This window comes from Agaribacillus sp. DX54, from assembly GCF_056858335.1.
Genome location: NZ_JBXEQE010000002.1, coordinates 108519 through 130029, shown reverse-complemented (window position 1 = coordinate 130029; position 21511 = coordinate 108519). Strand labels below are relative to the sequence as shown.

The 21511-nt window shown below is 40.4% G+C and carries 24 protein-coding genes; 10 read left to right on the top strand and 14 right to left on the bottom strand.

Annotated elements, in window-relative coordinates; translation table 11 throughout:
- Positions 1 to 3: 3 nt before the first annotated feature.
- Positions 4 to 963, bottom strand: coding sequence for a glycosyltransferase (locus AC04NP_RS03115; RefSeq protein WP_482857926.1), 960 nt, complete (start codon positions 961 to 963; stop codon positions 4 to 6).
- Between the two features lie 95 nt (positions 964 to 1058).
- Between AC04NP_RS03115 and AC04NP_RS03110 the strand changes: the two genes are divergently transcribed.
- A complete protein-coding gene (locus AC04NP_RS03110) occupies positions 1059 to 2003 on the top strand; it encodes a sulfotransferase family 2 domain-containing protein (RefSeq protein WP_482857925.1) in 945 nt (314 codons plus the stop codon).
- Between the two features lie 15 nt (positions 2004 to 2018).
- Here AC04NP_RS03110 and AC04NP_RS03105 read toward each other — a convergent pair whose 3' ends face one another.
- Positions 2019 to 2966, bottom strand: coding sequence for a hypothetical protein (locus tag AC04NP_RS03105; protein WP_482857924.1), 948 nt, complete (start codon positions 2964 to 2966; stop codon positions 2019 to 2021).
- A 131-nt stretch (positions 2967 to 3097) separates the two neighbouring features.
- Here AC04NP_RS03105 and AC04NP_RS03100 point away from each other — a divergent pair, with 131 nt between their 5' ends.
- The gene (locus AC04NP_RS03100; protein ID WP_482857923.1) at positions 3098 to 3991 is read left to right on the top strand and encodes a hypothetical protein; all 894 of its coding nucleotides are present in this window, start codon (positions 3098 to 3100) and stop codon (positions 3989 to 3991) included.
- A 19-nt stretch (positions 3992 to 4010) separates the two neighbouring features.
- Here AC04NP_RS03100 and AC04NP_RS03095 read toward each other — a convergent pair whose 3' ends face one another.
- From AC04NP_RS03095 to AC04NP_RS03085, 3 genes are read right to left on the bottom strand one after another with little or no spacing between them, the layout of a single operon-like run.
- Positions 4011 to 4613, bottom strand: a complete 603-nt coding sequence (locus tag AC04NP_RS03095; RefSeq protein ID WP_482857922.1) for a 3'-5' exonuclease — start codon at positions 4611 to 4613, stop codon at positions 4011 to 4013.
- 4 nt (positions 4614 to 4617) lie between these two features.
- A complete protein-coding gene (nhaC, locus tag AC04NP_RS03090; RefSeq protein ID WP_482857921.1) occupies positions 4618 to 6081 on the bottom strand; it encodes a Na+/H+ antiporter NhaC in 1464 nt (487 codons plus the stop codon).
- 50 nt (positions 6082 to 6131) lie between these two features.
- Complete coding sequence (locus tag AC04NP_RS03085) at positions 6132 to 7268, bottom strand: NAD(P)/FAD-dependent oxidoreductase (RefSeq protein WP_482857919.1); 1137 nt, start codon at positions 7266 to 7268, stop codon at positions 6132 to 6134.
- Between the two features lie 54 nt (positions 7269 to 7322).
- On the opposite strand from AC04NP_RS03085, the gene AC04NP_RS03080 reads away from it, so the two are divergent.
- The 4 genes from AC04NP_RS03080 to AC04NP_RS03065 are packed head-to-tail and all read left to right on the top strand — an operon-like array spanning position 7323 to position 10008.
- Positions 7323 to 7841, top strand: a complete 519-nt coding sequence (locus AC04NP_RS03080; RefSeq protein WP_482857918.1) for a DUF4442 domain-containing protein — start codon at positions 7323 to 7325, stop codon at positions 7839 to 7841.
- Entirely contained in the window at positions 7831 to 8841 is a 1011-nt protein-coding gene (meaB, locus tag AC04NP_RS03075; protein ID WP_482857915.1) for a methylmalonyl Co-A mutase-associated GTPase MeaB, read from the top strand. The genes AC04NP_RS03080 and meaB overlap by 11 nt, the downstream gene beginning before the upstream one ends.
- A 41-nt stretch (positions 8842 to 8882) precedes the next feature.
- On the top strand, positions 8883 to 9404 hold the full coding sequence (locus AC04NP_RS03070; RefSeq protein ID WP_482857913.1) for a rhodanese-like domain-containing protein: 522 nt from the start codon (positions 8883 to 8885) through the stop codon (positions 9402 to 9404).
- On the top strand, positions 9397 to 10008 hold the full coding sequence (locus tag AC04NP_RS03065) for a TIGR04282 family arsenosugar biosynthesis glycosyltransferase (RefSeq protein ID WP_482857912.1): 612 nt from the start codon (positions 9397 to 9399) through the stop codon (positions 10006 to 10008). The genes AC04NP_RS03070 and AC04NP_RS03065 overlap by 8 nt, the downstream gene beginning before the upstream one ends.
- Before the next feature lie 25 nt (positions 10009 to 10033).
- Here AC04NP_RS03065 and AC04NP_RS03060 read toward each other — a convergent pair whose 3' ends face one another.
- A complete protein-coding gene (locus AC04NP_RS03060; protein WP_482857910.1) occupies positions 10034 to 10711 on the bottom strand; it encodes a Crp/Fnr family transcriptional regulator in 678 nt (225 codons plus the stop codon).
- A 239-nt stretch (positions 10712 to 10950) separates the two neighbouring features.
- Here AC04NP_RS03060 and AC04NP_RS03055 point away from each other — a divergent pair, with 239 nt between their 5' ends.
- The 4 genes from AC04NP_RS03055 (at position 10951) to AC04NP_RS03040 (ending at position 13346) form a co-directional block, all read left to right on the top strand.
- Positions 10951 to 11487 carry a CopD family protein gene (locus tag AC04NP_RS03055; RefSeq protein WP_482857909.1) on the top strand — a complete coding sequence of 179 codons (537 nt, stop codon included), beginning with the start codon at positions 10951 to 10953 and terminating at the stop codon, positions 11485 to 11487.
- Between the two features lie 45 nt (positions 11488 to 11532).
- A complete protein-coding gene (locus tag AC04NP_RS03050; protein WP_482857908.1) occupies positions 11533 to 12195 on the top strand; it encodes an SCO family protein in 663 nt (220 codons plus the stop codon).
- A gap of 6 nt (positions 12196 to 12201) precedes the next feature.
- A complete protein-coding gene (locus AC04NP_RS03045; RefSeq protein WP_482857906.1) occupies positions 12202 to 12714 on the top strand; it encodes a c-type cytochrome in 513 nt (170 codons plus the stop codon).
- A 119-nt stretch (positions 12715 to 12833) separates the two neighbouring features.
- On the top strand, positions 12834 to 13346 hold the full coding sequence (locus tag AC04NP_RS03040; protein ID WP_482857904.1) for a DinB family protein: 513 nt from the start codon (positions 12834 to 12836) through the stop codon (positions 13344 to 13346).
- A gap of 7 nt (positions 13347 to 13353) precedes the next feature.
- On the opposite strand, the gene panB is transcribed toward AC04NP_RS03040, so the two are convergent.
- The 8 genes from panB to AC04NP_RS03000 all read right to left on the bottom strand — a co-directional run bounded on the left by panB (position 13354) and on the right by AC04NP_RS03000 (position 21480).
- On the bottom strand, positions 13354 to 14175 hold the full coding sequence (panB, locus tag AC04NP_RS03035; protein WP_482857903.1) for a 3-methyl-2-oxobutanoate hydroxymethyltransferase: 822 nt from the start codon (positions 14173 to 14175) through the stop codon (positions 13354 to 13356).
- Positions 14176 to 14188: 13 nt separating this feature from the next.
- Entirely contained in the window at positions 14189 to 14698 is a 510-nt protein-coding gene (locus AC04NP_RS03030) for a phosphoribosyltransferase family protein (RefSeq protein WP_482857902.1), read from the bottom strand.
- Positions 14699 to 14757: 59 nt separating this feature from the next.
- Positions 14758 to 15723, bottom strand: a complete 966-nt coding sequence (locus tag AC04NP_RS03025; RefSeq protein ID WP_482857901.1) for a pepsin/retropepsin-like aspartic protease family protein — start codon at positions 15721 to 15723, stop codon at positions 14758 to 14760.
- A 240-nt stretch (positions 15724 to 15963) separates the two neighbouring features.
- The gene (locus AC04NP_RS03020; protein ID WP_482857900.1) at positions 15964 to 16728 is read right to left on the bottom strand and encodes a TerC family protein; all 765 of its coding nucleotides are present in this window, start codon (positions 16726 to 16728) and stop codon (positions 15964 to 15966) included.
- A gap of 260 nt (positions 16729 to 16988) precedes the next feature.
- The gene (rnr, locus tag AC04NP_RS03015) at positions 16989 to 19124 is read right to left on the bottom strand and encodes a ribonuclease R (protein WP_482857898.1); all 2136 of its coding nucleotides are present in this window, start codon (positions 19122 to 19124) and stop codon (positions 16989 to 16991) included.
- Between the two features lie 211 nt (positions 19125 to 19335).
- Positions 19336 to 19749 carry a hypothetical protein gene (locus AC04NP_RS03010; RefSeq protein ID WP_482857897.1) on the bottom strand — a complete coding sequence of 138 codons (414 nt, stop codon included), beginning with the start codon at positions 19747 to 19749 and terminating at the stop codon, positions 19336 to 19338.
- A 10-nt stretch (positions 19750 to 19759) separates the two neighbouring features.
- Positions 19760 to 20497, bottom strand: a complete 738-nt coding sequence (lipB, locus tag AC04NP_RS03005) for a lipoyl(octanoyl) transferase LipB (protein ID WP_482857896.1) — start codon at positions 20495 to 20497, stop codon at positions 19760 to 19762.
- Positions 20494 to 21480 (bottom strand): type I phosphomannose isomerase catalytic subunit, encoded by a 987-nt coding sequence (locus tag AC04NP_RS03000; protein WP_482857895.1) that lies wholly within the window; start codon positions 21478 to 21480, stop codon positions 20494 to 20496. Before AC04NP_RS03000 ends, lipB begins: the two co-directional genes overlap by 4 nt.
- Positions 21481 to 21511: the final 31 nt, after the last annotated feature.

Genomic DNA, 21511 nt, shown 5'->3' with positions numbered 1-21511 from the left:
ATTTTAATATCTGATCCGGTGATATAACTTTCTTAACAGTGAAAGTCTTAATTGTCTGTTATTTAACCACTCTAAAAATGCATATAATCCGCCTACATGATTTATTTCTTTGAGCAATCCTATAAAACTCGTAGCTTCTGCAAAATTTTCAGAAAAAACGGCCTGTCTTATTTCAAATTTTATCCTTTTTATCAAAGCATCCTTTTCTGCCCCATTTCTGATTAAATCAACAGCTTTGCGGCATACAAGGTAAGTGGAATGTAATTGTGGATCTCCCGGCACATACCACCTGGAAGACAAAGAATTTTTTACCTTTCTGACCTTTGTCAGGACAAAATCCTGATAGGCATAATGATAATACCTGGACGACCTTACCCAAAAATCAAAATCCTCATAGGCCAGGTTTTCATCATAACCCCCCAGTTTATCCAGCACCTCTTTTTTCATCATCATTGAAGGTGGAGAAATAAAGTAGGCAGATAAAAGATCGGCAAAGACATTGCCCTGCGGAATGGCTCGTTTAGCTTGTTTTTCCCGGTTCACCGGATAGTGATACCTTAAATGGTTATCATCCTCATCAACGTATTCACAGTTGGAAAAAATTACGCCTACACTTGCATCCAGCTTTTCAAAAAAAGCTACCTGTTTTTCAATTCTTTCCGGCAACAAAATGTCGTCAGTGGCCAGATCAACGACATACTTGCCTTTTGCAAGGGCAAGTCCCCGGTTAAATGCTGCGCAATTACCGAGGTTATGTGTTAACATGACCATTTGCACCCTGCTGTGATTATTAAATTGGCGCAACAGTTCCGGGCTTCCGTCTGTACTGGCATCATCTACAAGAATTATTTCCAGGTTGGGGTAGGTTTGATCGATCACCGATCCAATGGAGGCCTCGAGGAATCTTTCGTGATTGTAGCAGAGGCATATTACGGTAACCAAGGGCCTATTCGGTTGAAACATTGATTTTAATTATTCTATTTAATTAAATTGACACAAATTTATCTTATATCCAATTTTTGGAATAAAAGCAATCTTGGAATTAAAACTAATTTTTATTGACAAGCAGGGTTAAACGCATTCTTCAAATTTTAATCTATCTGGTCAATAGAACTATTTCTGGTTCTATTAGATTTCGAAAAGATAGCATTGATTTTAATCAAGAAAAACGATTAGTACTTGACTCCTTGATTCAACAAGGCTTTGATCAGATTTACCAGCTGGCAAAACCGCCAAGTACTGGGGTCCGATTAAGAAAAAAAGTAGATAGGTCTGCTTTTTTCAGTAGTTTAGTTCAAAACTTTGCTTACATCAAAACCGCCATTACCCATAACCCCAACAATATCCTTAGTGCCGGAACCATAAAAATGAATTACTTTAGAGTACCAAAGGCCGCCAGCACTTCAATATTGCAATTACTGGTTTCCAAAGAACTTTCAATAGAACCTGAAAAATTGTCACAAAAACAAATCGATATTTTGGGAGATCTTCTGTTTCAAAATAAATTGAAAAGCCATACCGCCCACTTTCAAAATATAGCCATAGTAAGGAATCCTCTATCCCGTCTTCACGCTGTGTACAGAACCATTTTTCAAGGATCTCCAAAAGATTTCATATACGAGAGTTATCTATTCGGTCTATTCACAAGAGATATGGACTTTGATCGTTTTGTTAACGCTGTGACTAAAATCCCTCCGGCAATTGCAGATTATCATTTCAGGCCACAATATGAACTAATATACAATCATCAATGTGTAAGAAAGATAAAAATCTTCAAAATGGAGGAAATCGATACAGTTCTCAATTCATATTTAATGGCAAACTTTGATTTTACTTTGGCGCATCTTAATAAGGGGCATTCAAACAAGGAGATACTTGATAACATTTATTCTCTTGAAACGGCCAGAAAGGTGTACACGTATTATCACCGGGATTTTACCTATTTTAACTATGCTGAAGATTATAATGACTTGATCATGAATTTATCCGGCAAGTCTCAGTAAGTAATCTCGCATCAGCTAGAAGCAATCTAACATAAATGTCAATTTAAGTGTCGCCTCACCCCCCACCCTTTCCTTAAACAAAATCAGACTTTCCTGGGGTTTGTTGTTTAAGGTGGAAATTCCCAAATCTAATATCTCCACCGATTTTGCCTGGCAATACTTATATAGACCCTCCAATAAAAAAACCATGGGGCTCAACCTGTTGTAAACGACCGGTGAAGCGGGCAGATAGTTGTATAAAATACTGTCATGAACAAAAACGGCTACCGTGGCAGCAGCGATCTTCCCTTGAGAAACAGCCATAAAAAACTTGTAGCGTTCCGGAAACTTTTTTACAGCCTTATTCAACTGATCAAAAGTAATGTTCATATTTACTTTTTTTTCATGCCTGCAGGCACGGATAAAATTGTAAACCTCCACGATTTTACTTCCGGTGATTTCCTGAAAACTAAAATTTTGCTTTATCGAAGCGTTCAGCTTTCGGTTTTCCATTTTGTGGATTTTGGCAGAAAACCCGGATTGATCCACCTTTATATGATGATTAATATCATAATTTGTGATTACAAACCCCGCATTGACAAGGCAATTGGTCAAGATGGCATTTTGCCCGGAGTTGTAAATGTCAGCCGGGTTTTTTATAACAATTTTTTTAAAATGCCTGGAGGTAAAATATTTAATTAGTTCCAAAATAAAACTTTTCACCCCATCTATTGAAACATGGTGATAAAAGATCCCACCAAAAGGTGTCTGAGGGAGGCTCACGGCTGTGTCACCGTCACATAAAAAGACTGCTCTGACAAGAATTTTTTTCTCCCGGTGATCCAACAACTGGCAGTATACTGGTTGGTAGCCCTCTTTGAGCATTATAAATTCGGGTCTGTTGTAGAGATAAGTGGTAAAGTTCTCTCGATAGTCACTTATGTCATCATTAAATACTACAGAATATCTGTTATTAAACTTCATCAGATATCAGTTATGGCAGGCTATCATGAATAGAAGGTAGATTACAAAAATAAAAGTGAATCTTAATTTTAAAAACCCTCCGCTATTTTATTGATGGCATTTTTATAATTTTGATCAAACTGAAAACATTCATGACTTATCTGGTTCTGAGCATTTTGTTGAATGTCTGGATCTTTGTAGCCTTCCGTTCCTATAAAAAATTCAGGATCCCTACGCTGCAAGCAGTGGTAATTAATTATTTTGTTTGTGCCTCGGTGGGTATGATTTACAGCGGTAAAGATGGCTTTTCCATGTCGGCAGTCATCAGTGCGAAGTGGTTTCCGGTAGCACTATTGCTGGGGTTAATTTTTATGGTGACTTTTTACGCTATTGCGATTACTACCCAAAAATCAGGTGTTACAGTGGCTTCAATTGCCTCTCGTATGTCGTTGGTAATACCTGTTGTCTTTGCCCTTTTTGTTTTTGATTTACAATCCAGGGAATTTGATGTGTTCAACTATCTGGGCATCTTAATAGCAGTTATTGCAGTAATTCTGGCCTCTTTGAATGCAGGTAGTCAAAAAGTCTATAAAAAGGGCCACCCCTGGGCTACCTTATTGCCAGTATCCATATTTATACTACAGGGTGGTATCGATACGATCATTAATTACGCCAATTCAACATTAATTCCCACCGGCGACGATGATATTTTTCCTGTGGTCATATTTATAACCGCGGGCCTGACAGGCGTGGTATTTTTATTAGTTAAAAAGGAAAAAATCCAGTTAAAAAGTTTTATCGGGGGCTTTTATTTGGGCATCCCGAATTACTTTTCTGTCTACTTTATTCTGAAAGCATTGACCGCGTTCAAAAATGACGGAGCCCTGCTTTTCCCAATTTTAAACACAGGTATTATTGCGTTGTCCACGCTGGCTGCAGTGATTATTTTTAAAGAAAAAGTGATGAAACTCAATATTGCCGGTGTAATTATCGCTATCATTTCCATTTATTTGGTTTCCTATCAGGAGATCCATTCCGGATTTTAATATGGGAGGCGATTCCATTTTAGGAGTCAGGAGCATTCCCCCTCAAATAGCCCTTTAGCAGTAATTTGCGGTATATTTCCAAGCAAACCCAGGCATCGGTAGCGGCATACTTTATTTGTTTTTTGGTTAAGACGGCATTTTCCCAGTTTGAGGTTTGCTGGGCTTTCGAAATTCTGATATCGAGAAGAAGTCCTGCGAGGCCTCTGGCGCCGGCGTTGACAATCCCTAACTCTTTTGTGATCTCGCTTAATTCTACAAATCCTTCGGGATTAAAAGGTTTTAATCTTTGCAAATCTTTGACATCGTCTCTTAAAGCCAATCCGATTTTCTTGATACCAGGATTCATAAACAAGTCGACCAGGGGATCGGTCAGGCCAAATTTTTTAACCCTGAATAAAAAAGCCTTGCCCGGCACCGCAAATTGTACCAGTGAAACATGATTTATTTTACCTTTTTGGAATGATGGCTTGGTTTCAGTATCGAATCCAACAAATTCATACTGTGAAATTTCCTTGGCAGCGGAGGCTACATTTGTTAATTTATTGATCACCACCACTTCGCCTTCAAATTGTCCTATGGGTAGCTGATTTATTTCTTCTTTAGTTATGTAATTATTTAGCATACAGTTAAGCCAAAATTTTCTCTTCCTGCTTTGTATCCAACCTTCTGATCTTAATATTCAGATAAGCAAACAATATGGTCATAAATGGGCTTACAAGATTAAAAAAACAAAATGGCAAATAAGTGAGGGTAGCCACACCTAGTACGCCTGACTGGTAGGCTCCACAGGTATTCCAGGGTATCAAAACAGAGGTAACCGTTCCTGAATCTTCCAGGGTTCTGCTAAGATTCTCGGGCGCTAGCCCTCTGTCCCGGTAAGCTTGGGAATACATGCGGCCAGGTACAACTATAGCAATATACTGATCACTCGCCGATACATTAAATACGAAACATGTAGCAGCCGTGGACGCTACCAGGGAACCTACCGAATTGGCAGATTTAATGATGGTATTCGCAATTCTTTTCAACAATCCTGCCTTCTCCATAACACCGCCAAAAATCATAGCGCTTATGATGAGCCAAATGGTATTTAACATCCCTTGCATGCCTCCGGATGTTAACAGTTTATCGACACTTTTATTGCCTGTGGCGATGCTGATGTCCCCATAAATTGCCCTCATCACGCCCTCATAAGCAGCTTTTCCTGAAAACACATCACTTTGAGATACGGATATTACTATTTCGGGTTGGAAAATCAAGGCAAAAAATGCCCCGAATAAGGATCCTAAGAACAAAGCCGGGAGGGCCGGTACTTTTTTGATGATCATCACAATGACTGCTACCGGCACCAGAAACAGCCAAAAGTTAATATTAAATTTACTGGCAATGGCACTTTGCACAGCCGCCACATCATTCACGCCCGCGGTAGCATCCAGCGTAAAACCCCATATTAAAAAGACCAGCAAAGAAATAGCAATAGACGGTCCTGTTGTATAAAACATATACCGGATGTGCGTAAACAATTCCGTTTCGGCCATGGCCGGGGCTAAATTGGTGGTATCTGATAAAGGAGACATTTTATCACCAAAATAGGCTCCTGATATGATCGCCCCTGCAATCACTCCTTCTGATATTCCCAAAGCCTTACCGACCCCCACCAGCGCCACCCCAATCGTAGCAGAAGTGGTCCATGAGCTCCCTGTGGCAATAGATACAATGGCACTCACGACACACGCGGCAAATAAGAAAATGGTAGGATTCAACACGTCAAGCCCATAATAAATCATCGCCGGCACAATACCACTGATCATCCATGTACCGGCTAACGCTCCGATTACTAATAAAATCAGCATAGCTGACATGGCAGCACTAATGCTACTGACAATGCCTTCCAAAATGGCTTTCCATCGATACCCAAGTCTGAAAGCCACCAGGCCAGCTACTGCCGCGGCTGTAATTAAAGCAACTTGGTTGGACCCGTAAGATGAATCATCTTTAAATATCCAAACATTGATACTTAAAAATCCAATTAAAATGAAGATAGGAATCAAGGCTTCAAATAAGGTAGGATTTTTAACTTTTGGGGGCATACCGTATTTTTATCGAGTTTATTAAAAAGCTAAATTAAAAATTTTATTGATTATCCGGATACAATCAATTCACAAATCTGATCTCCAAGGCGACTGCCTATAGCTACTCCCATACCTCCCAGCCGGGCGCCAACCACTATTCTGTCCGAAATTTTCTTTAAGATTGGCGTTCTCTCGCTTCCAAAACCCATGATACCCGCCCATTGACCGACAATGTCAAAATCCCGGCCTGGAATAATAATTTCCCGCAACATCCGCTTCAGGTTATCCATCACCGGAGGGGTTACTTCAAATTCATAAGATGTTTCTTCATCAAAATCAATGTTCCTGCCACCGCCGAATATGATCCTCTCGCCAAAATTCCGGAAATAAAAAAACCCCTGATCAAAATGAAAGGTTCCTTTAAATGGCAAATCCTGCACCGGCGAGGTAACCAGGATCTGACCGCGCCCGGGACTTATCTCCATTCCGGGCACCAGATCCCTGGCAAAAGCATTGGTGCAAATGGCAACATAATCTGCTCTGAAAGGAATTGGCTGCATGTTTAGTATGTTTTCTACCCGGACTTCTACAGCGCCCGGTCCTCTTTCAACCGCCAATACCCTGGCACCGGTTAACAGGGCAACTCCTTTTTGCTGTGCGAGGCTTGTCAGGGATTTCATCATTTTACCCGTGTCGATTTGTCCCTCGAATGGATTGTAAATCAGATTTTTGATGACTTTACAGTTGAATCCAAACTGTCTGATCAAAGCCTTGCGCTCTGAGAAAACATCTGATCTAAACAGAGGTGATAAAATCTTGTTGACAGATTGCACTGAATGAATAACACCCGCTTCATTTTCTCTCAGCAACTCATAACCGCCGTGATTTTGATAATCGATATTTTTTTCTCCCAATCTTGACTTCAGTCTTTGCAAACCCAACCATCTTGCTTCCACCAATGCCAGGGTCTGGTCTTCTCCCATGTTTTTAATATCACATAGAAGTTCAGTCAAGCTGCCAAAGCAGGCAAATCCTGCATTTTTTGTGCTGGCACCTGATGGTAAAATCCCCCTTTCCACTACTAATACACTGGATTTCGGTACTTTCTCTTTAATTGATATGGCTGTAGAAAGTCCGACGATTCCTCCTCCGATAACAAGATAATTATAATCGACCAATGAACGTTTTTCCCAAAAACTTATCATGTCAAAAAGAAGATTGTTAAATTGCTAATTACAAAATAAAATGATTATTCAATTATGTTTAAAGCAAATGCTTTAATAGAAAAGGCCAAAACATCAAAATTCTATCTGAAAATGCTGAATTTTGCTTTAGGTCGCCTTATTCCATTCAACAGGCCCCACGCTTTTCGTGTCATTGAAATCAGTGAAAAGGCCATCAAGGTATCCTTACCGTATAAAAAGGTGAATTTAAATCATATAAAAGGATTGCATGCCTGTGCCTTGGCCACTGTTTCGGAATTTTCAACAGGTCTACTCTTACTCCATGAACTGGACACCTCAAAATACCGGATTATCCTGAAAAATTTACAAATGGATTATCATTATCAGGGAAAAATGGATGCAGTTGCCAGCTATTCGATATCCGATCAATGGGTGCATGAGCATATATCTATTCCTTTGGAGAACCAGGACTCCACCGTGGTCACATGCGAAGTGAAGGTGCACGACATCCAGGGCAACCACCTCACTACCGGCCACGTACATTGGCAAATCAAATTGTGGCAAAAGGTCAAAACCCCGTTGAATGAGTTATAACAGGAAAACCCGCCCCACCGTGAATGAGTGTGTTGAAGGGATTCTAAGTGGAGACAGAATACTTCTCAGCAGGACTATCACACTGATTGAAAGTCAGCTTCACGAGGACAACCAACTGGCCCGCCAGATTATCGAAAAGATTATGCCTTATACGGGTAATTCCACCAGAATTGGAATCACAGGGGTGCCAGGAGTAGGCAAAAGCACTTTCATTGAAAGTTTTGGTAACCTGGTAGTAGGACAAGGGCACAAACTGTCAGTACTGGCCATCGACCCCAGTAGCAAAAAATCAGGAGGAAGCATATTAGGAGATAAGACCAGAATGGAAAGCCTTTCAAAAAATGAAAATGCCTTTATAAGGCCATCTTCCGCAAGAACTTCCCTGGGTGGCGTTGCCCACAAAACCAGGGAAACGCTGTTACTGTGTGAAGCAGCCGGTTATGATGTCATTATTATTGAAACGGTGGGTGTGGGGCAGTCAGAAATTGCCGTTCATGAAATGGTGGATTTCTTTTTGTTATTGATGTTAGCCGGGGCCGGTGACGAATTGCAGGGCATTAAAAAAGGTATTATGGAAATGGCCGATGGTATTGCCATTACCAAGGCTGACGGTGAGAATATGAATGCTGCAAAAAAAGCAAAAGCAGCATACCAAAATGCCCTCCACCTGTTTCCTGCCGCTGAGTCCGGTTGGGCGGCCAAAGTGGTTACCTGCTCAGCCAATGAAAATACCGGCATCCGGGAAATCTGGCAGTTAATTAAAGATTATGGAAAAAAGGTAAAACAAAATGGCTACTGGCAGGAAAGAAGAAACCGGCAAAACGTAGCCTGGATGTACGAAGGGATCGATGAATATTTAAGAACAGAGTTTTTTAACCATCCAGCCATCAAAAGTGAACTGGGAAAAATTACCAAACAAGTAGAAAATGGCCAAATATCCGCTCTGAAAGCAGCCAATCACCTAACGCAGATCTTTGAGCAAAAATCTATAAATGGTTGAACTATACGACATGAAAACTTGTTACCCAAAAAAATCATACCATGCATCTGTTACCTCTACTAAAAAAACTGATTTTTCAATTTTCCATGGGATTTACCCTGGCCTTCAGTGCAGTGGCTCAGACCCCATACGATAAACTCCTCGATAACCTGTATAAAAACACGGTTCCCCTGATCAAACCCGAGGAATTAAGTGATTTAATGCAGCATAATGAAAGTTTGGTGCTTCTCGATATTCGTTCACAAAAAGAATATCAGGTTAGTCATCTGGCCAATTCAATGTTCATAGATTACGATTCTTTCAACAAAGACAAAATCAGTCACCTGAATAAGGATGCTAATATCATCGTTTACTGTGCTGTCGGCTACCGTAGTGAAAGAGTAGGGGAAAAGCTTTTAGATATGGGGTTTGAAAACGTGCGGAATTTGTATGGCGGTATATTCCAATGGAAAAATCAGGACAAGCCTGTAGTAGATACCAAGGGAATTAAAACCGATTCTGTCCACACCTACAGTAAAGCCTGGTCGAAATGGCTAAAGAAAGGAATCAAAGTCTATGAATAATGCCCTGCTGATTGTATTTGTCAAAAACCCTGAGTTGGGAAAGGTAAAAACCAGGCTGGCTGCAAGCATTGGTGAACAACAAGCGCTGGATATTTACAGGGTGCTGCTTCAAAAAACCAGGCAAAGTATTGAAAATCTTCCATTGGCCAAGATCATCTACTATTCAGATTTTATCGATGATGATGATCTTTGGGATAACAACCTTTTTGATAAGGCGTTACAACAGGGCGGTGACCTGGGAGAAAGAATGTATGAAGCATTTAAGTCCGGATTCAACGAAGGATATCGCATGGTGGGTATTATCGGGAGTGATTGTCCTGATATCTCCGAAGGACTGCTCCTCGATGCCTTTACAAAACTAAAGAGTAATGATCTGGTGATAGGTCCGGCAAAAGATGGTGGTTATTATTTTTTAGGCATGAATCGCCTTCACAAACCTCTATTTTTTAATAAATCATGGAGCACTAACCGATTGTTAACCGAAACGCTGGAGCAGACCAAACAGCTAAAGCTCAGCACCAGCCTTTTAGAACCATTGAGTGATATCGATGAAGAAAAAGATCTCAAAACTCTGAAAAAGGCCTTCAGGTCGCGCAACCTGTAATTTAAGGTATGGATTGAGCAAAGGGCTACAAACTTTTCAAATCCCTGATCAGGATTCTTCTACGGTCAAAATTGATAACATTCTGTTCTTTCAACTCATTCAGGATGGTTGTAACTGTTTGACGTGAAGTTCCTGTGAGGTTGGCAATATCCTGGTGGGTGAAATTATTCTTAATCAGGGTTTCGAATCCAACCTTCTTACCTTTTTCATAGGCAAGGTCCTTTAAAAAGTCAATTATCCTCGACTTGGCATCTTTAAAAACCAATGACTCTATCCGTCGCTCCAGTTTTTTAATCCTGAATCCAATCAATTTAAAGATTTTTAAACTAAGCGGCTTATTTTCAGCCATCAGCATCTGCATACCCTCAATACTCATAGGACAAACCCGTGTTTCATTATCCATAGCCAGGGCAAAATCAGAGCGTTTTTCTTCCCCAACCAGGGCTAACTCCCCAAAGATTTCACCTTTAGATAAGATGGTTTTTATATTCTCCCTTCCATCCTCGGTATAGGCACCGATTTTTATCCTTCCGTTGGCAATCAAATAGATATGATCCGACGGCTGATCCGGAAAATAAACAAATTCATCTTTTTTAAAATCTACAAAGGTATGTGTATCCTTCATACTCTCTACCCGGTGGGGGCATAATACTTCATATAGGTTTACATCTTCGAAAAACCACAAATTACTGCGTTCGTTCATAGCTCACTATTGGTTGGGTAAATTTTTCCAATAAATTAATAATTTGTACTATCTATTTCAAATCCTTTGTCGCCGAAAATGGCATATGACCAAATACTAAACATCAACCTTTTATTGGCAAAATAAGTTCTGATCACCGAGAATCGACAGGCAACAGTCAGCAACTGATAAATAAAGTTAACATAAATAACGTCAATTTCTCATTGATCCTTAAATTTGCCTAACCTTAAATAACATTTATGGTTTTTTTATATCTCAAAGCCCTGCACATTATTTTTGTTGTCACTTGGTTTGCAGGCCTGTTTTACAATGTGAGGTTATTCATTTATTACGCCGAGGCCCAGGAAAAAGAAGAGCGGGAAAGGTTGATACTAACCAATCAATACAAGGTTATGTCAGCGAGGTTATGGCATATTATCACCTGGCCATCGGCTGTTTTGACACTCATTTTCGGATTTAGCCTCCTCCACCAGTATCTGGATAATCTACCGAAATGGCTGATAATCAAATTAATCCTGTTACTGGGATTATATGTTTACCATTTCTTATCCTACATGATCCACAGGCAGTTACAAAAAGGGATTATCAATTATAGCCCGGCTCAATTGCGTATTTGGAACGAAGTGGCGACACTTTTTTTATTCAGTATCGTATTTCTAGTAATATTAAGGGATACATTAAATATGGTTTGGGGGGTGGTGGGGTTGATAGGATTAAGTATCCTGTTGATGATAGGTATTAAAGCATACAAGAAGATAAGGCAAAAAAATACCTGATATAAGTACTAAAATATATCAATTAGTAACTGTTAAATTGGTCAAATGAAAACTAACAATGCTATTTTTTTGGTGGTTGCCCTGGCAGCTATCATTTCCTCCTGCGATTCTAAACAAAGGGAGGGTCATTTACCCATACTGGGAAACATGGATTTGGTTGACCGCGTGAGAGACGGGAAAAAGGTGATCGATACGGTCTATCACACCATTCCTGACTTTCATTTTACCGACCAGGACAGCAATGCTGTTACACAGGAGACATTCAGCGACAAAATATACGTAGCAGATTTCTTTTTCACTTCGTGCCCGGATATTTGCCCTGCTATGAAAACACAGATGTTGCGCGTATATGAGAAGTTTAAAGACAATAATGAATTTGCCTTGTTGTCGCATACCATCGATCCGAAAAGAGACTCTGTAACGGTATTGAAGGACTATTCCGAGCGGCTTGGTGTGGAAGAATCAGGCAAATGGTTTTTTGTAACCGGTGAAAAGGAAAAAATCTACGATATCGGACTGAATGGGTACATGGTAACCGCGGATGAAAGCCCGGACGCCCCCGGCGGATTTATTCATAGTGGCGCATTTATCTTGGTGGATAAAGAAAGAAGAATACGGGGTGTTTATGATGGTACCAAGGAAGAAAAGGTCGATCTTTTGATGTCCGACATACCCAGACTAATGGCCGAGTACCATACCCCTGATTAAACTGAAATGAAGTTACCAAAGATCAAAGGGGCTCCTCTTATTCCAAAACCCCTGCAGTGGCTGTTGCTGTTGTCCCCACTGTTGCTCTTATGTGCAGGTTGTCACGATAAAACAAATAAAGTTGAATCAGGGACTGAAAATGAGTCGACCGACCGAAGAAGCAGGATCAGGCTTAAACACTACCTGGTCGAAGGTCAAAGGCTATACCTTGAAAACTGCAGCAATTGCCACCAAAAGGATGGCTCGGGTTTGGGCAGGTTAATCCCACCTCTAAAAGAGGCAGATTATTTAAAGGAAGATGTAGACCGGACCATTTGCATCGTTAAATACGGGTTGTCCGGAGAGATCATTGTCAACGGAAAAGACTATAACCACGAAATGCCGGGCAACAAGGAGCTGACTGAACTTGAAATCGCAGAATTGGTGACTTATGTTTATAATACCTGGGGAGGAATGTCTGAAATTATACCGGTTGAACAAGTAAGGCAAGTCCTGAAGCAATGTGGTGATAAGCAATAATCCGAGAACAGGTTAGCTTGTCTTTGAGATATATTTTTTACCTTCTAAATTTGTTTTGATGGTGAGAATTGATTAGATTCGACAATTCTTAGCGATGCTGTTGGCAACAAAATTTAATCATGGAAATCTTGGAAAACAACCCTCGTCAAATCAATACCCTCCATAGAATTCTCGAATGTGCCCTGGAAGGAAAACAGGCCCATCTTAGTCCTGACAGAGCATTGGGAGGTTTAAGACTGAATGTCACAGGCCGCAAAATCCCGAACACACCCTATACCATCTGGCAACTGCTGAAACACATGAATTATTGGCAGGACAAATTTCTCGCCCGGCTTCAGGGGGAAGAAGTCACGGAAGATGCCAGTTGGGTTGAAGGATGGGAGGAAACGTTTAACGCGGACAGTCAACAGGAGTTGGACCAGGAAATCAATAAACTTTTACAAAGCATCGAGCTGACAAAGACGCTTATGACTGAACAGGACAATCCCATCCGGGATCAAACTTTTTATGCTACGAAGTATGACGTGGTGCAGTCCATGGCTTCCCACGTATCCTACCACCTGGCTGAGTTGATCTTACTCCGGCGCATTTTTGGGGCCTGGCCTCCACCCTCGGGCGGGTTTGTGTGGTAAATATTGTTTATTTATACGACTCTTTTTCATTGGGGAAGTCGCTACCTTTCACATCTTTAATGTAGTTGGATACGGCATCGGTCATGATAGCATTCAAATCGGCATATTGCCGCAAAAACCTGGGCTTAAATTCGTGCGTAATGCCCAACATATCGTGAACTACCAATACCTGACCATCGACATAAGGCCCGGCACCAATGCCAATAATCGGAATGCTTACCTCCTCGGCTACCTTTTTAGCAAGACTGGCTGGAATCTTTTCCAATACAATTGAAAAGCACCCAAATTCCTCCAGCAGCTTAGCGTCCTTGATAAGCTTTTCAGCTTCCTGCTGATCCTTTGCCCTGACTGTATAAGTGCCAAACTTGAAAATAGACTGTGGGGTAAGCCCCAAATGCCCCATCACCGGCACTCCGGCACTCAGAATTCTGCTTACGGAATCTTTTATCTCTTCACCCCCCTCCATTTTAATTGCATGGGCCCCCGCTTCTTTCATGACTCTTATCGCGGACCTCAGGGCTTCTGATGAGTTGCCCTGATAGGAACCAAACGGAATGTCGACCACCACCAATGCCCGGTTCACTGCCTTGACAACAGAGGTCGCATGATAGATCATTTGATCCAGTGTGATTGGCAAGGTGGTTTCATGGCCCGCCATCACATTGGAGGCAGAATCACCAACTAAAATCACATCTATGCCAGCCTTGTCGATAATTCCTGCCATTGAATAATCATAGGCTGTCAACATAGCTATTTTTTCACCTCTTACTTTCATTTCCTGAAGCTGGTGGGTGGTAATTTTTTTAATATCGGATTTATGTACAGACATATACATTGTAATTTCAATCAACCAGAAAAACACTTTTTGATTTTGCCGTGAGCACCACCTGAACATGGTCGGTAAGGGTGGTACTCAATTCATAGCCTGTATAGGTAGCTGAGATTGGGAAAAGGCTGTGCTTTCTGTTAACTAACACAGCGGTTTCAATTTTTTTAACCCCTCGATTTAAAAATGATTTCAGGCTGTAGGCCAGCGTTTTGCCGGTGTTCAGTACATCATCGGCCAGTATCAGGCATTTGTTGCGAATGGCAGGGTCCTTGATGTCCAGCACCACATCACTATGCTCAGGGTCTTCTTTATTAATGCTGACTTTTACCAGGTTTACTTTTATCGGTGAAATAGCTTCAATTTCCTCAACCAAAAGGCCGGCAAAAATATATCCCTGGTCATGAATCCCGGCTATCCAGATCTGTTTTTCAGAAAAGTTGTTTTCATATATTTCAAAGGCAATTCTCCTTATTTTTTGTAAAACCTGCTTTTCAGTAAGGATTAACCGTCCTTCATTTACCATATTAAACCTGCGTTTATTAGGCAAATATAAAATAAATTGGGAAAAATTCAGGTGGACAATCAGAGACTGACCACCACCTTGTTTGGAGACGGATGCTTTCTTTTCATGTAGAAGGTGTTATGCGCATAATCAAAAACAATTGAATAAGCCAGAAACAATCCTCCGCCCATCGTTCCGATTCTTTCATGTTTAAGATTGTGCTTGGCAAAGGTAGAGCTTTCAACCAGTAAAACAGGCACATTTTTCATCTGAAAAGATTTTATTTGTATTTCTTGAAGTTTGCCTACTGATCCGGTAATATCTCCTGACAAGCCTACGGCGATGGTTTCGTTTTCAGTAAAATAGGGATCCAGTTCAAGATCTTTGTCCAACATCATGGTTGTACTCGAACCGGTATCCAGCATGAGCCGGGCGTAATTTTTGTCCTTTCCTTTTAACTTTAAACTGGCATATATGTATGGTTTTGTATCCTGTACAATGAGAGGCATTTGTTCATAGACATCACTGAAGTTATAATATTCGTGCTCACAGAAACTAACTATTTTGTTATGATAATCGATCTCTATCACAAATCTCGCAAACAACTCATAACCTATAATTCCTTGCACATTAATATTTTTGAACCTTCTTTTTAACCTTTGATTTTCGTTCAGAACGAGCACTGATACACCATTGCCCTCTACATCGCCAATGTTTAAAGTAAATTCCGATACCACCTTCCCATAAATTAATCGATCTGAACCTACGCCTGAAAACCTGACCTCTCTGCCAAAACTATAATCAAGTCCTTTTAAATAGTTTTTGCTGAAAACAACTGTGGTACGTATTCCGGTATCCAGAATGAGATTAAGCTTTTTTTCTTTATTAAGGGTAACTTCAATAACCGGCAGGTTATTGACCAATCTGAAGGGAACTTCGACAATTTGCTTGTTGTTGATAAAACGGTATCCCCTGTGCTGAGCCTGAACGAATAAATTACAATTCGCCCATATCAGGGCTACGATGAGTATCTGAGTTTTTGACATGGTTTTGAGAGTTAATTGACCTTACCTATTAAACACGAACAATATAAAATTTTGTTATCACCTGTTTATGGTGTTTTTTTTGAGCGGTCAAATGAAGGCGAAAATCTGCGTTTAGGGTCTTTGAGCGGTATTTTTGTTTCAGTTCAAATGGCTTTTTAAATAGCTTTAATGGCAAAAAGCCCATTAAAAGCCAAATTTTCTAACTAAATCTAGGTTATTTTTAAAATTTTTAACTGCTGATTAATTGGTGTCTCCGGTTTCTATGTCTTTGTATTTTTGTTTCAGGTGGACTGGTTCGTAGGTGCCCTTTTTTCTGGCTCTGATGTTGAGAATCTCCACCGCCAGGGAAAAGAATATGGCAAAATAGACATATCCTTTAGGCACGTGATAATGAAATGCATCAACAATGAGCAAAACACCGATCATGAGCAAAAATGACAGGGCCAGCATTTTCACGGTAGGATGTTTATTGATGAAATCGCTTATTTTTTTCGCTGCCAGCAACATAACAGCCATTGAAATGATCACTGCCACAACCATTATCTCAATTTCCTTTACCAACCCTATCGCTGTAAGAATAGAATCAAACGAAAAGACAATGTCCAGCAATACAATCTGCATAATGGCTTTTTGCATGGTTAAGGTTTTAATATTTTGTTCACTTTCTTCTTCACCTTCCAGTTTTCCATGAATTTCCGTTGTACTCTTATAGATGAGAAATAATCCCCCCAGTGCAAGAATGATGTCCCTGCCAGAGACTTCAAAATCTGCGACCGTAAAAAGTGCTTTGTTTAATCCGATAAGCCAGCTAATGGCAAACAATAAACCTACTCTCATTAACAAAGCCAGCATAAGGCCGATATGCCTGGCCCTTTCCTGTTGTTTTTCCGGTAAACGGCCAGTTAAAATGGAAATGAAAATAATATTGTCTATTCCCAGTACAACCTCCATTAAAGTTAAAGACAGAAGGCTGATGAGTGCGCTGATGGTTAAAAATTCTTCCATAAGATTTTCAATTGACAATTGATAATTGACAGTTGACAATTTGGTGTAACGTTATTAGCAGTATCATTATATAATTGTCCATTATCAACTGTCAATTACTACAAGCTCCGGTAAATTTGATGAAAATGTTTTGAAGAAAAAAAATCATGGGCAATTGTGGGTGCTGCACCACTTAAAAATGTACTTGCATCTTTATTTTTCAGGTGAAATTAACAAATCTTCGGCTCATGCTCAGAAAAAATTAAAGCTAACTTATATCATTACACAAAAAGTAAATCAATAGTTCTCCGATCAATATCTGTATCTTTCACTTTGACCTTCACATTATCACCGAGTGTTATCGTTCTTTTGTTTCTTACGCCCACTACACAGAAATTCTTTTCATCATATTCATAAAAATCATCTATAAGGTCAGCCATTTTCACCATACCCTCACATTTGGTTTCAACAATTTCCACATAAATCCCCCATTCCGTCACACCCGAAACGATACCATCATAATCCTTATCTTCAGCATTTTGCATAAACTCTACCTGTTTATATTTAATGGACGCACGCTCTGCATCCGCTGCTCTTTTTTCCATTTCAGAAGCATGTTCACATTTCTCTTCATACTCATCGCGATTGATAGGTTTGCCCTTTAACAGGTAGTGTTGCAGTAAACGGTGCACCATTACATCCGGATAGCGACGTATGGGAGAGGTAAAGTGGGAATAATGGTCAAAAGCCAATCCAAAATGCCCTTTGGCCTCAGTGGTATATTTGGCTTTGGCCATTGTTCTGATCGCCAGGGTCTCCAGCACATTTTGTTCGGGTTTTCCTTCGATTTCATCCATAAGGCGATTCAATGAAGTGGATACGCCGTTTTCATGGATGTGCAACTGATGACCGAACTTTCTGGCAAAAACGCTGAATGTATTTAACTTTTCAGGGTCCGGGTTATCATGGGTCCTGTAAACAAAAGAGAATTTATCCCTGCTTTTTTCCAAATGATACACAAAATTAGCCACCCTTTTATTGGCCAACAGCATAAACTCCTCAATCATTTTGTGAGCGTCTTTTCTGACTTTAGGAATAATTCCCAATGGTTTTCCCCGGTCGTCGAGGTTAAATTTAACCTCGGTGGTTTCAAAATTGATGGCACCTTTGGCAAAACGCTCCTTCCTCAATTTCCTGGCCAGATCATTGAGTATAATTATTTCCTCTTTAAAATCCCCTTCCCTGTTTTCAATGACCGATTGAGCTTCTTCGTAGGTAAACCTCCGGTTAGAATGAATGATCGTTCTGCCAAACCATTCCTTTACAATCCCGGCATTTTCATCGAGTTCAAAAACAGCAGAAAAGGTAAGTTTGTCCTCATCAGGTCTCAGGGAACATAAGCCGTTGGATAACCTTTCAGGCAGCATGGGTACCGTACGGTCCACCAGGTATACCGAGGTAGCCCGCTCAAACGCTTCACGATCCAGGATGTCACCCTGTTTTACATAGTGTGTCACATCAGCAATGTGCACCCCTACTTCAAGGTGACCATTTTTGAGCTTTTTGAAAGATAAAGCATCGTCAAAATCCTTTGCATCAACCGGATCTATGGTAAAAGTGGATGTTTCCCTGTAGTCTTTTCTTTTCCTGATCTCTGTGGCAGGTATGTTTTCCGGAATTTTCCGTGCTTCGGATTCAACCTTTTCCGGAAAATCCCATGGCAAACCAAACTCAGCCATGATCGAATGAATCTCAGCATCATTCTCCCCGGCTTTTCCCAAAATTCTGATCACCTTACCTTCCGGGTTTTTATCCCAGCCGGGCCATTCCGTGATTTCGACAATCACCTTGTCGTTATGAGAGGCGCCTTGGGTGTCATTATTTTTGACGAATATATCATAATGCATTCTTTTGTTATCGGCAATCACGAATGCATATGTCGAAGACATTTCAATTCTTCCCACGAAAGTATTTCGCTTTCTCTTTACAATCCTTTCAACCCGGGCCCTGGGATTTCTTCCCGGCTTATTTAACAGTATAAATTCCACTGTATCCCCATCGAGCGCATATTTCAAATCATCAATTTTCACTTTTGGATCTTTGGTAAAACCATCACTGATGATAAATGCGGTGCGTGGATTGACAAAGTCGACCGTGCCTGTGAACAAGTGCGGTTTGCGGGTGCTTTTAAATTTATTTCTGATGACACTGACCTCATTTTTCTCTTCCATTTTAAATAAGAGTTCAAGCATCTGATCTTTATGTTGTTTGCCTCGTATTTGTAAACTCTTGGTCAGTTGCCTTACCGAGTATGCCTTCGACACATTGCCATTCAAAAGGTTTAAAATTTGTTCTTTTAAGTTATTCTCGTTAAATCTTTTACCTGGCTTTTCGGTTGTTTTCTTTCTTTTTGTCATTACTTAGTGTTAAGTATCCTGTCTATGCCTGTCTGCAGTGCTTTTGAACTGTTCTTAGGCCATAATCAGAGATACTGTTAAATTTCCAATCAATTATTAAGTTACCGGGCATGCCTCCATTTACATCCATTTTACCGGACTTAATGCCAGGGATATTGGCCTGCAAGTTGAATGAAGTACAACGCCTTAGTAAATGCCATGGCGTCACCGGCTAGGAATGAAGTACACCGTCTAACCCTATTTCTGATATCTGTATCAGATTTTCTTCCCTGATACTCTCCGGCACAAACACAAATTTTTTATCGTATATATGTTTATCAATGTAATAGCTCACCCAGAATTCATTAAAAAGTTTAAATAATGCAGGGTCTATCGGCTCAATGACCGCATAACTCCCTGCGGTTAGCTTTTCTATCATATGCCTCAATACCGACGTTTTCTGCTGCTCTCCATCCTTCACATTTTTATCACTGTATCCTTTTGAGGTAATTAGCAAATTATCCAGGTCTACCTTATTATTATTAATGATGTAAACATGCCATTGTATCTCTTTGTTTTCTCCATTCTTTCTCGCTATAGCTAGTTTGACTCCTTTTACCGGTAAATGAGGGATATCCTTTTTCATGACCCTTGATTTAAAGCACTTTTATGTTGTCCGTAAGCAATTGCATTTCGAATAAATCTGCCAAATGTCTCAACAGTTTTTGCTTGACTACCGAAATATCGGGCCGGTTGCCAAGTTCTGCAGCCAAAGAGGTAACATCTTTGTCCTTTATACCGCAGGGAACAATGTAGTCAAAGTATTCCAGGTCCGTGTTTATGTTAAAAGCAAAGCCATGCATGGTTACCCACCTGCTGGCCTTGACTCCCATCGCACATATTTTTCTTGCTGAAACCGGATCATCAGCACCTGTCCAAACGCCAGTGAGCCCCTCGATCCTTCCCGCTTGCACCTCAAATTCAGCCAGCGTTTTTATGACAGCTTCTTCCAGCAGCCGCAGATAACGATGAATGTCGGTAAAAAAATTATCCAGGTCTAGAATAGGATACCCAACAATTTGCCCCGGGCCATGATAGGTGATATCCCCGCCCCTGTTGGTCCGGTGAAAACCCGCATCCACCCGGTCAAAATCACTTTCTTTGATGAGAAGGTTGCTGACATCACCGCTTTTACCTAAAGTAAATACATGGGGGTGCTCACAGAACAAAAGATAATTAGGGGTGGGTTGCCGATGACTGTCAGGTAACTTCCGGTTAGATATTTTTAACGCCACCACCCTCCTGAATATTTCTTCCTGATAATCCCACGCCTGTTGATAATCAATCAGGCCCAGATCCTCGAACGTTACCTTCTTGTTACGTATTAAATTCATCGGTCAATATAAGACTCCAGTATTTTGCATGTTTCAGTGGGAATAAGCTTAACCTTTTTCAACTTTGCCGGCAATAATACCGCATCTCCTTTTTTCACGGCTACTTTTCCTCCTGCATAATCCAAAATCAAATCTCCGTCAAAGCAAATATAAATAATAAATGAGTCAAGATCGCTATAATTCCTTTCCAGCGTTTGATCGATGGTTATTTTGTTTGTAGTAAAATAGTCGCATCTTACCAACTCGACCGGTGTGTTTTTTTGATCCCCATAAGGCACTTTATAATGATCATAAAAACTATAATCAATGGCATCCAAAGCCTCCTCTACATGCAATTCCCTTTTTTGGCCATTACTATCAACCCGGTCAAAATCATATATACGATAAGTAATATCCGATGTTTGTTGTATTTCAGCAAGCAACAGTCCTTTCCCAATGGTATGAACCCGGCCTGCCGGAATAAAAAAGACATCACCCGCTTTTACTTTTTCCCTGTTGAGAATATCCATTAGCCGACCGCTGTTAAATTTATTCAGGAACGCTTCCTTGTCTACAGGCTGATTAAAACCCGATATAAGCGATGACCCTTCATCTGCCTGAAAAACATACCACATTTCTGTTTTTCCAAATGAATTGTGACGGGCTTTTGCCAGTTCATCGTCGGGATGCACCTGTATGGACAGGTCTGCGTTAGCATCAATAAATTTAACCAATAGTGGAAACTGGCTGCCATATTTGTTATAGACTTTAAAGCCCAGCAAATCACCCTGGTAACTCTCTATCAATTCTACCAGTGACCTGCCGGCAAGGGCGCCGTCTGCTACGATGGAAATGTCACCTTCTACACCGGATATTTCCCAGGTTTCACCACAATTAGGTAAATCGCCAAAGTCTTTACCTAAAACGGCATTAATTTTATTACCCCCCCAGATTTTGTCTTTGAATATTGTTTTGAACTTCAGGGGATACAAATTTTCGGTCATAAAAAATATTTTTCACTAGTAGATAATCTTC

Excerpts from the sequence above, each read along its gene's own strand:
- AC04NP_RS03045 (WP_482857906.1), top strand. The coding sequence starts at position 12,202 with ATGAAGTTACCAAAGATCAAAGGGGCTCCTCTTATTCCAAAACCCCTG.
- AC04NP_RS03080 (WP_482857918.1), top strand. The coding sequence starts at position 7,323 with ATGTTTAAAGCAAATGCTTTAATAGAAAAGGCCAAAACATCAAAATTC.
- AC04NP_RS03050 (WP_482857908.1), top strand. The coding sequence starts at position 11,533 with ATGAAAACTAACAATGCTATTTTTTTGGTGGTTGCCCTGGCAGCTATC.
- lipB (WP_482857896.1), bottom strand. The coding sequence starts at position 20,497 with ATGAATTTAATACGTAACAAGAAGGTAACGTTCGAGGATCTGGGCCTG.
- AC04NP_RS03040 (WP_482857904.1), top strand. The coding sequence starts at position 12,834 with ATGGAAATCTTGGAAAACAACCCTCGTCAAATCAATACCCTCCATAGA.
- AC04NP_RS03070 (WP_482857913.1), top strand. The coding sequence starts at position 8,883 with ATGCATCTGTTACCTCTACTAAAAAAACTGATTTTTCAATTTTCCATG.
- AC04NP_RS03030 (WP_482857902.1), bottom strand. The coding sequence starts at position 14,698 with ATGGTAAATGAAGGACGGTTAATCCTTACTGAAAAGCAGGTTTTACAA.
- AC04NP_RS03000 (WP_482857895.1), bottom strand. The coding sequence starts at position 21,480 with ATGACCGAAAATTTGTATCCCCTGAAGTTCAAAACAATATTCAAAGAC.
- meaB (WP_482857915.1), top strand. The coding sequence starts at position 7,831 with ATGAGTTATAACAGGAAAACCCGCCCCACCGTGAATGAGTGTGTTGAA.
- AC04NP_RS03025 (WP_482857901.1), bottom strand. The coding sequence starts at position 15,723 with ATGTCAAAAACTCAGATACTCATCGTAGCCCTGATATGGGCGAATTGT.
- AC04NP_RS03100 (WP_482857923.1), top strand. The coding sequence starts at position 3,098 with ATGACTTATCTGGTTCTGAGCATTTTGTTGAATGTCTGGATCTTTGTA.
- AC04NP_RS03085 (WP_482857919.1), bottom strand. The coding sequence starts at position 7,268 with ATGATAAGTTTTTGGGAAAAACGTTCATTGGTCGATTATAATTATCTT.
- AC04NP_RS03010 (WP_482857897.1), bottom strand. The coding sequence starts at position 19,749 with ATGAAAAAGGATATCCCTCATTTACCGGTAAAAGGAGTCAAACTAGCT.
- AC04NP_RS03095 (WP_482857922.1), bottom strand. The coding sequence starts at position 4,613 with ATGCTAAATAATTACATAACTAAAGAAGAAATAAATCAGCTACCCATA.
- AC04NP_RS03020 (WP_482857900.1), bottom strand. The coding sequence starts at position 16,728 with ATGGAAGAATTTTTAACCATCAGCGCACTCATCAGCCTTCTGTCTTTA.
- AC04NP_RS03105 (WP_482857924.1), bottom strand. The coding sequence starts at position 2,966 with ATGAAGTTTAATAACAGATATTCTGTAGTATTTAATGATGACATAAGT.
- nhaC (WP_482857921.1), bottom strand. The coding sequence starts at position 6,081 with ATGCCCCCAAAAGTTAAAAATCCTACCTTATTTGAAGCCTTGATTCCT.
- AC04NP_RS03060 (WP_482857910.1), bottom strand. The coding sequence starts at position 10,711 with ATGAACGAACGCAGTAATTTGTGGTTTTTCGAAGATGTAAACCTATAT.
- AC04NP_RS03055 (WP_482857909.1), top strand. The coding sequence starts at position 10,951 with ATGGTTTTTTTATATCTCAAAGCCCTGCACATTATTTTTGTTGTCACT.
- rnr (WP_482857898.1), bottom strand. The coding sequence starts at position 19,124 with ATGACAAAAAGAAAGAAAACAACCGAAAAGCCAGGTAAAAGATTTAAC.
- AC04NP_RS03065 (WP_482857912.1), top strand. The coding sequence starts at position 9,397 with ATGAATAATGCCCTGCTGATTGTATTTGTCAAAAACCCTGAGTTGGGA.
- panB (WP_482857903.1), bottom strand. The coding sequence starts at position 14,175 with ATGTCTGTACATAAATCCGATATTAAAAAAATTACCACCCACCAGCTT.
- AC04NP_RS03115 (WP_482857926.1), bottom strand. The coding sequence starts at position 963 with ATGTTTCAACCGAATAGGCCCTTGGTTACCGTAATATGCCTCTGCTAC.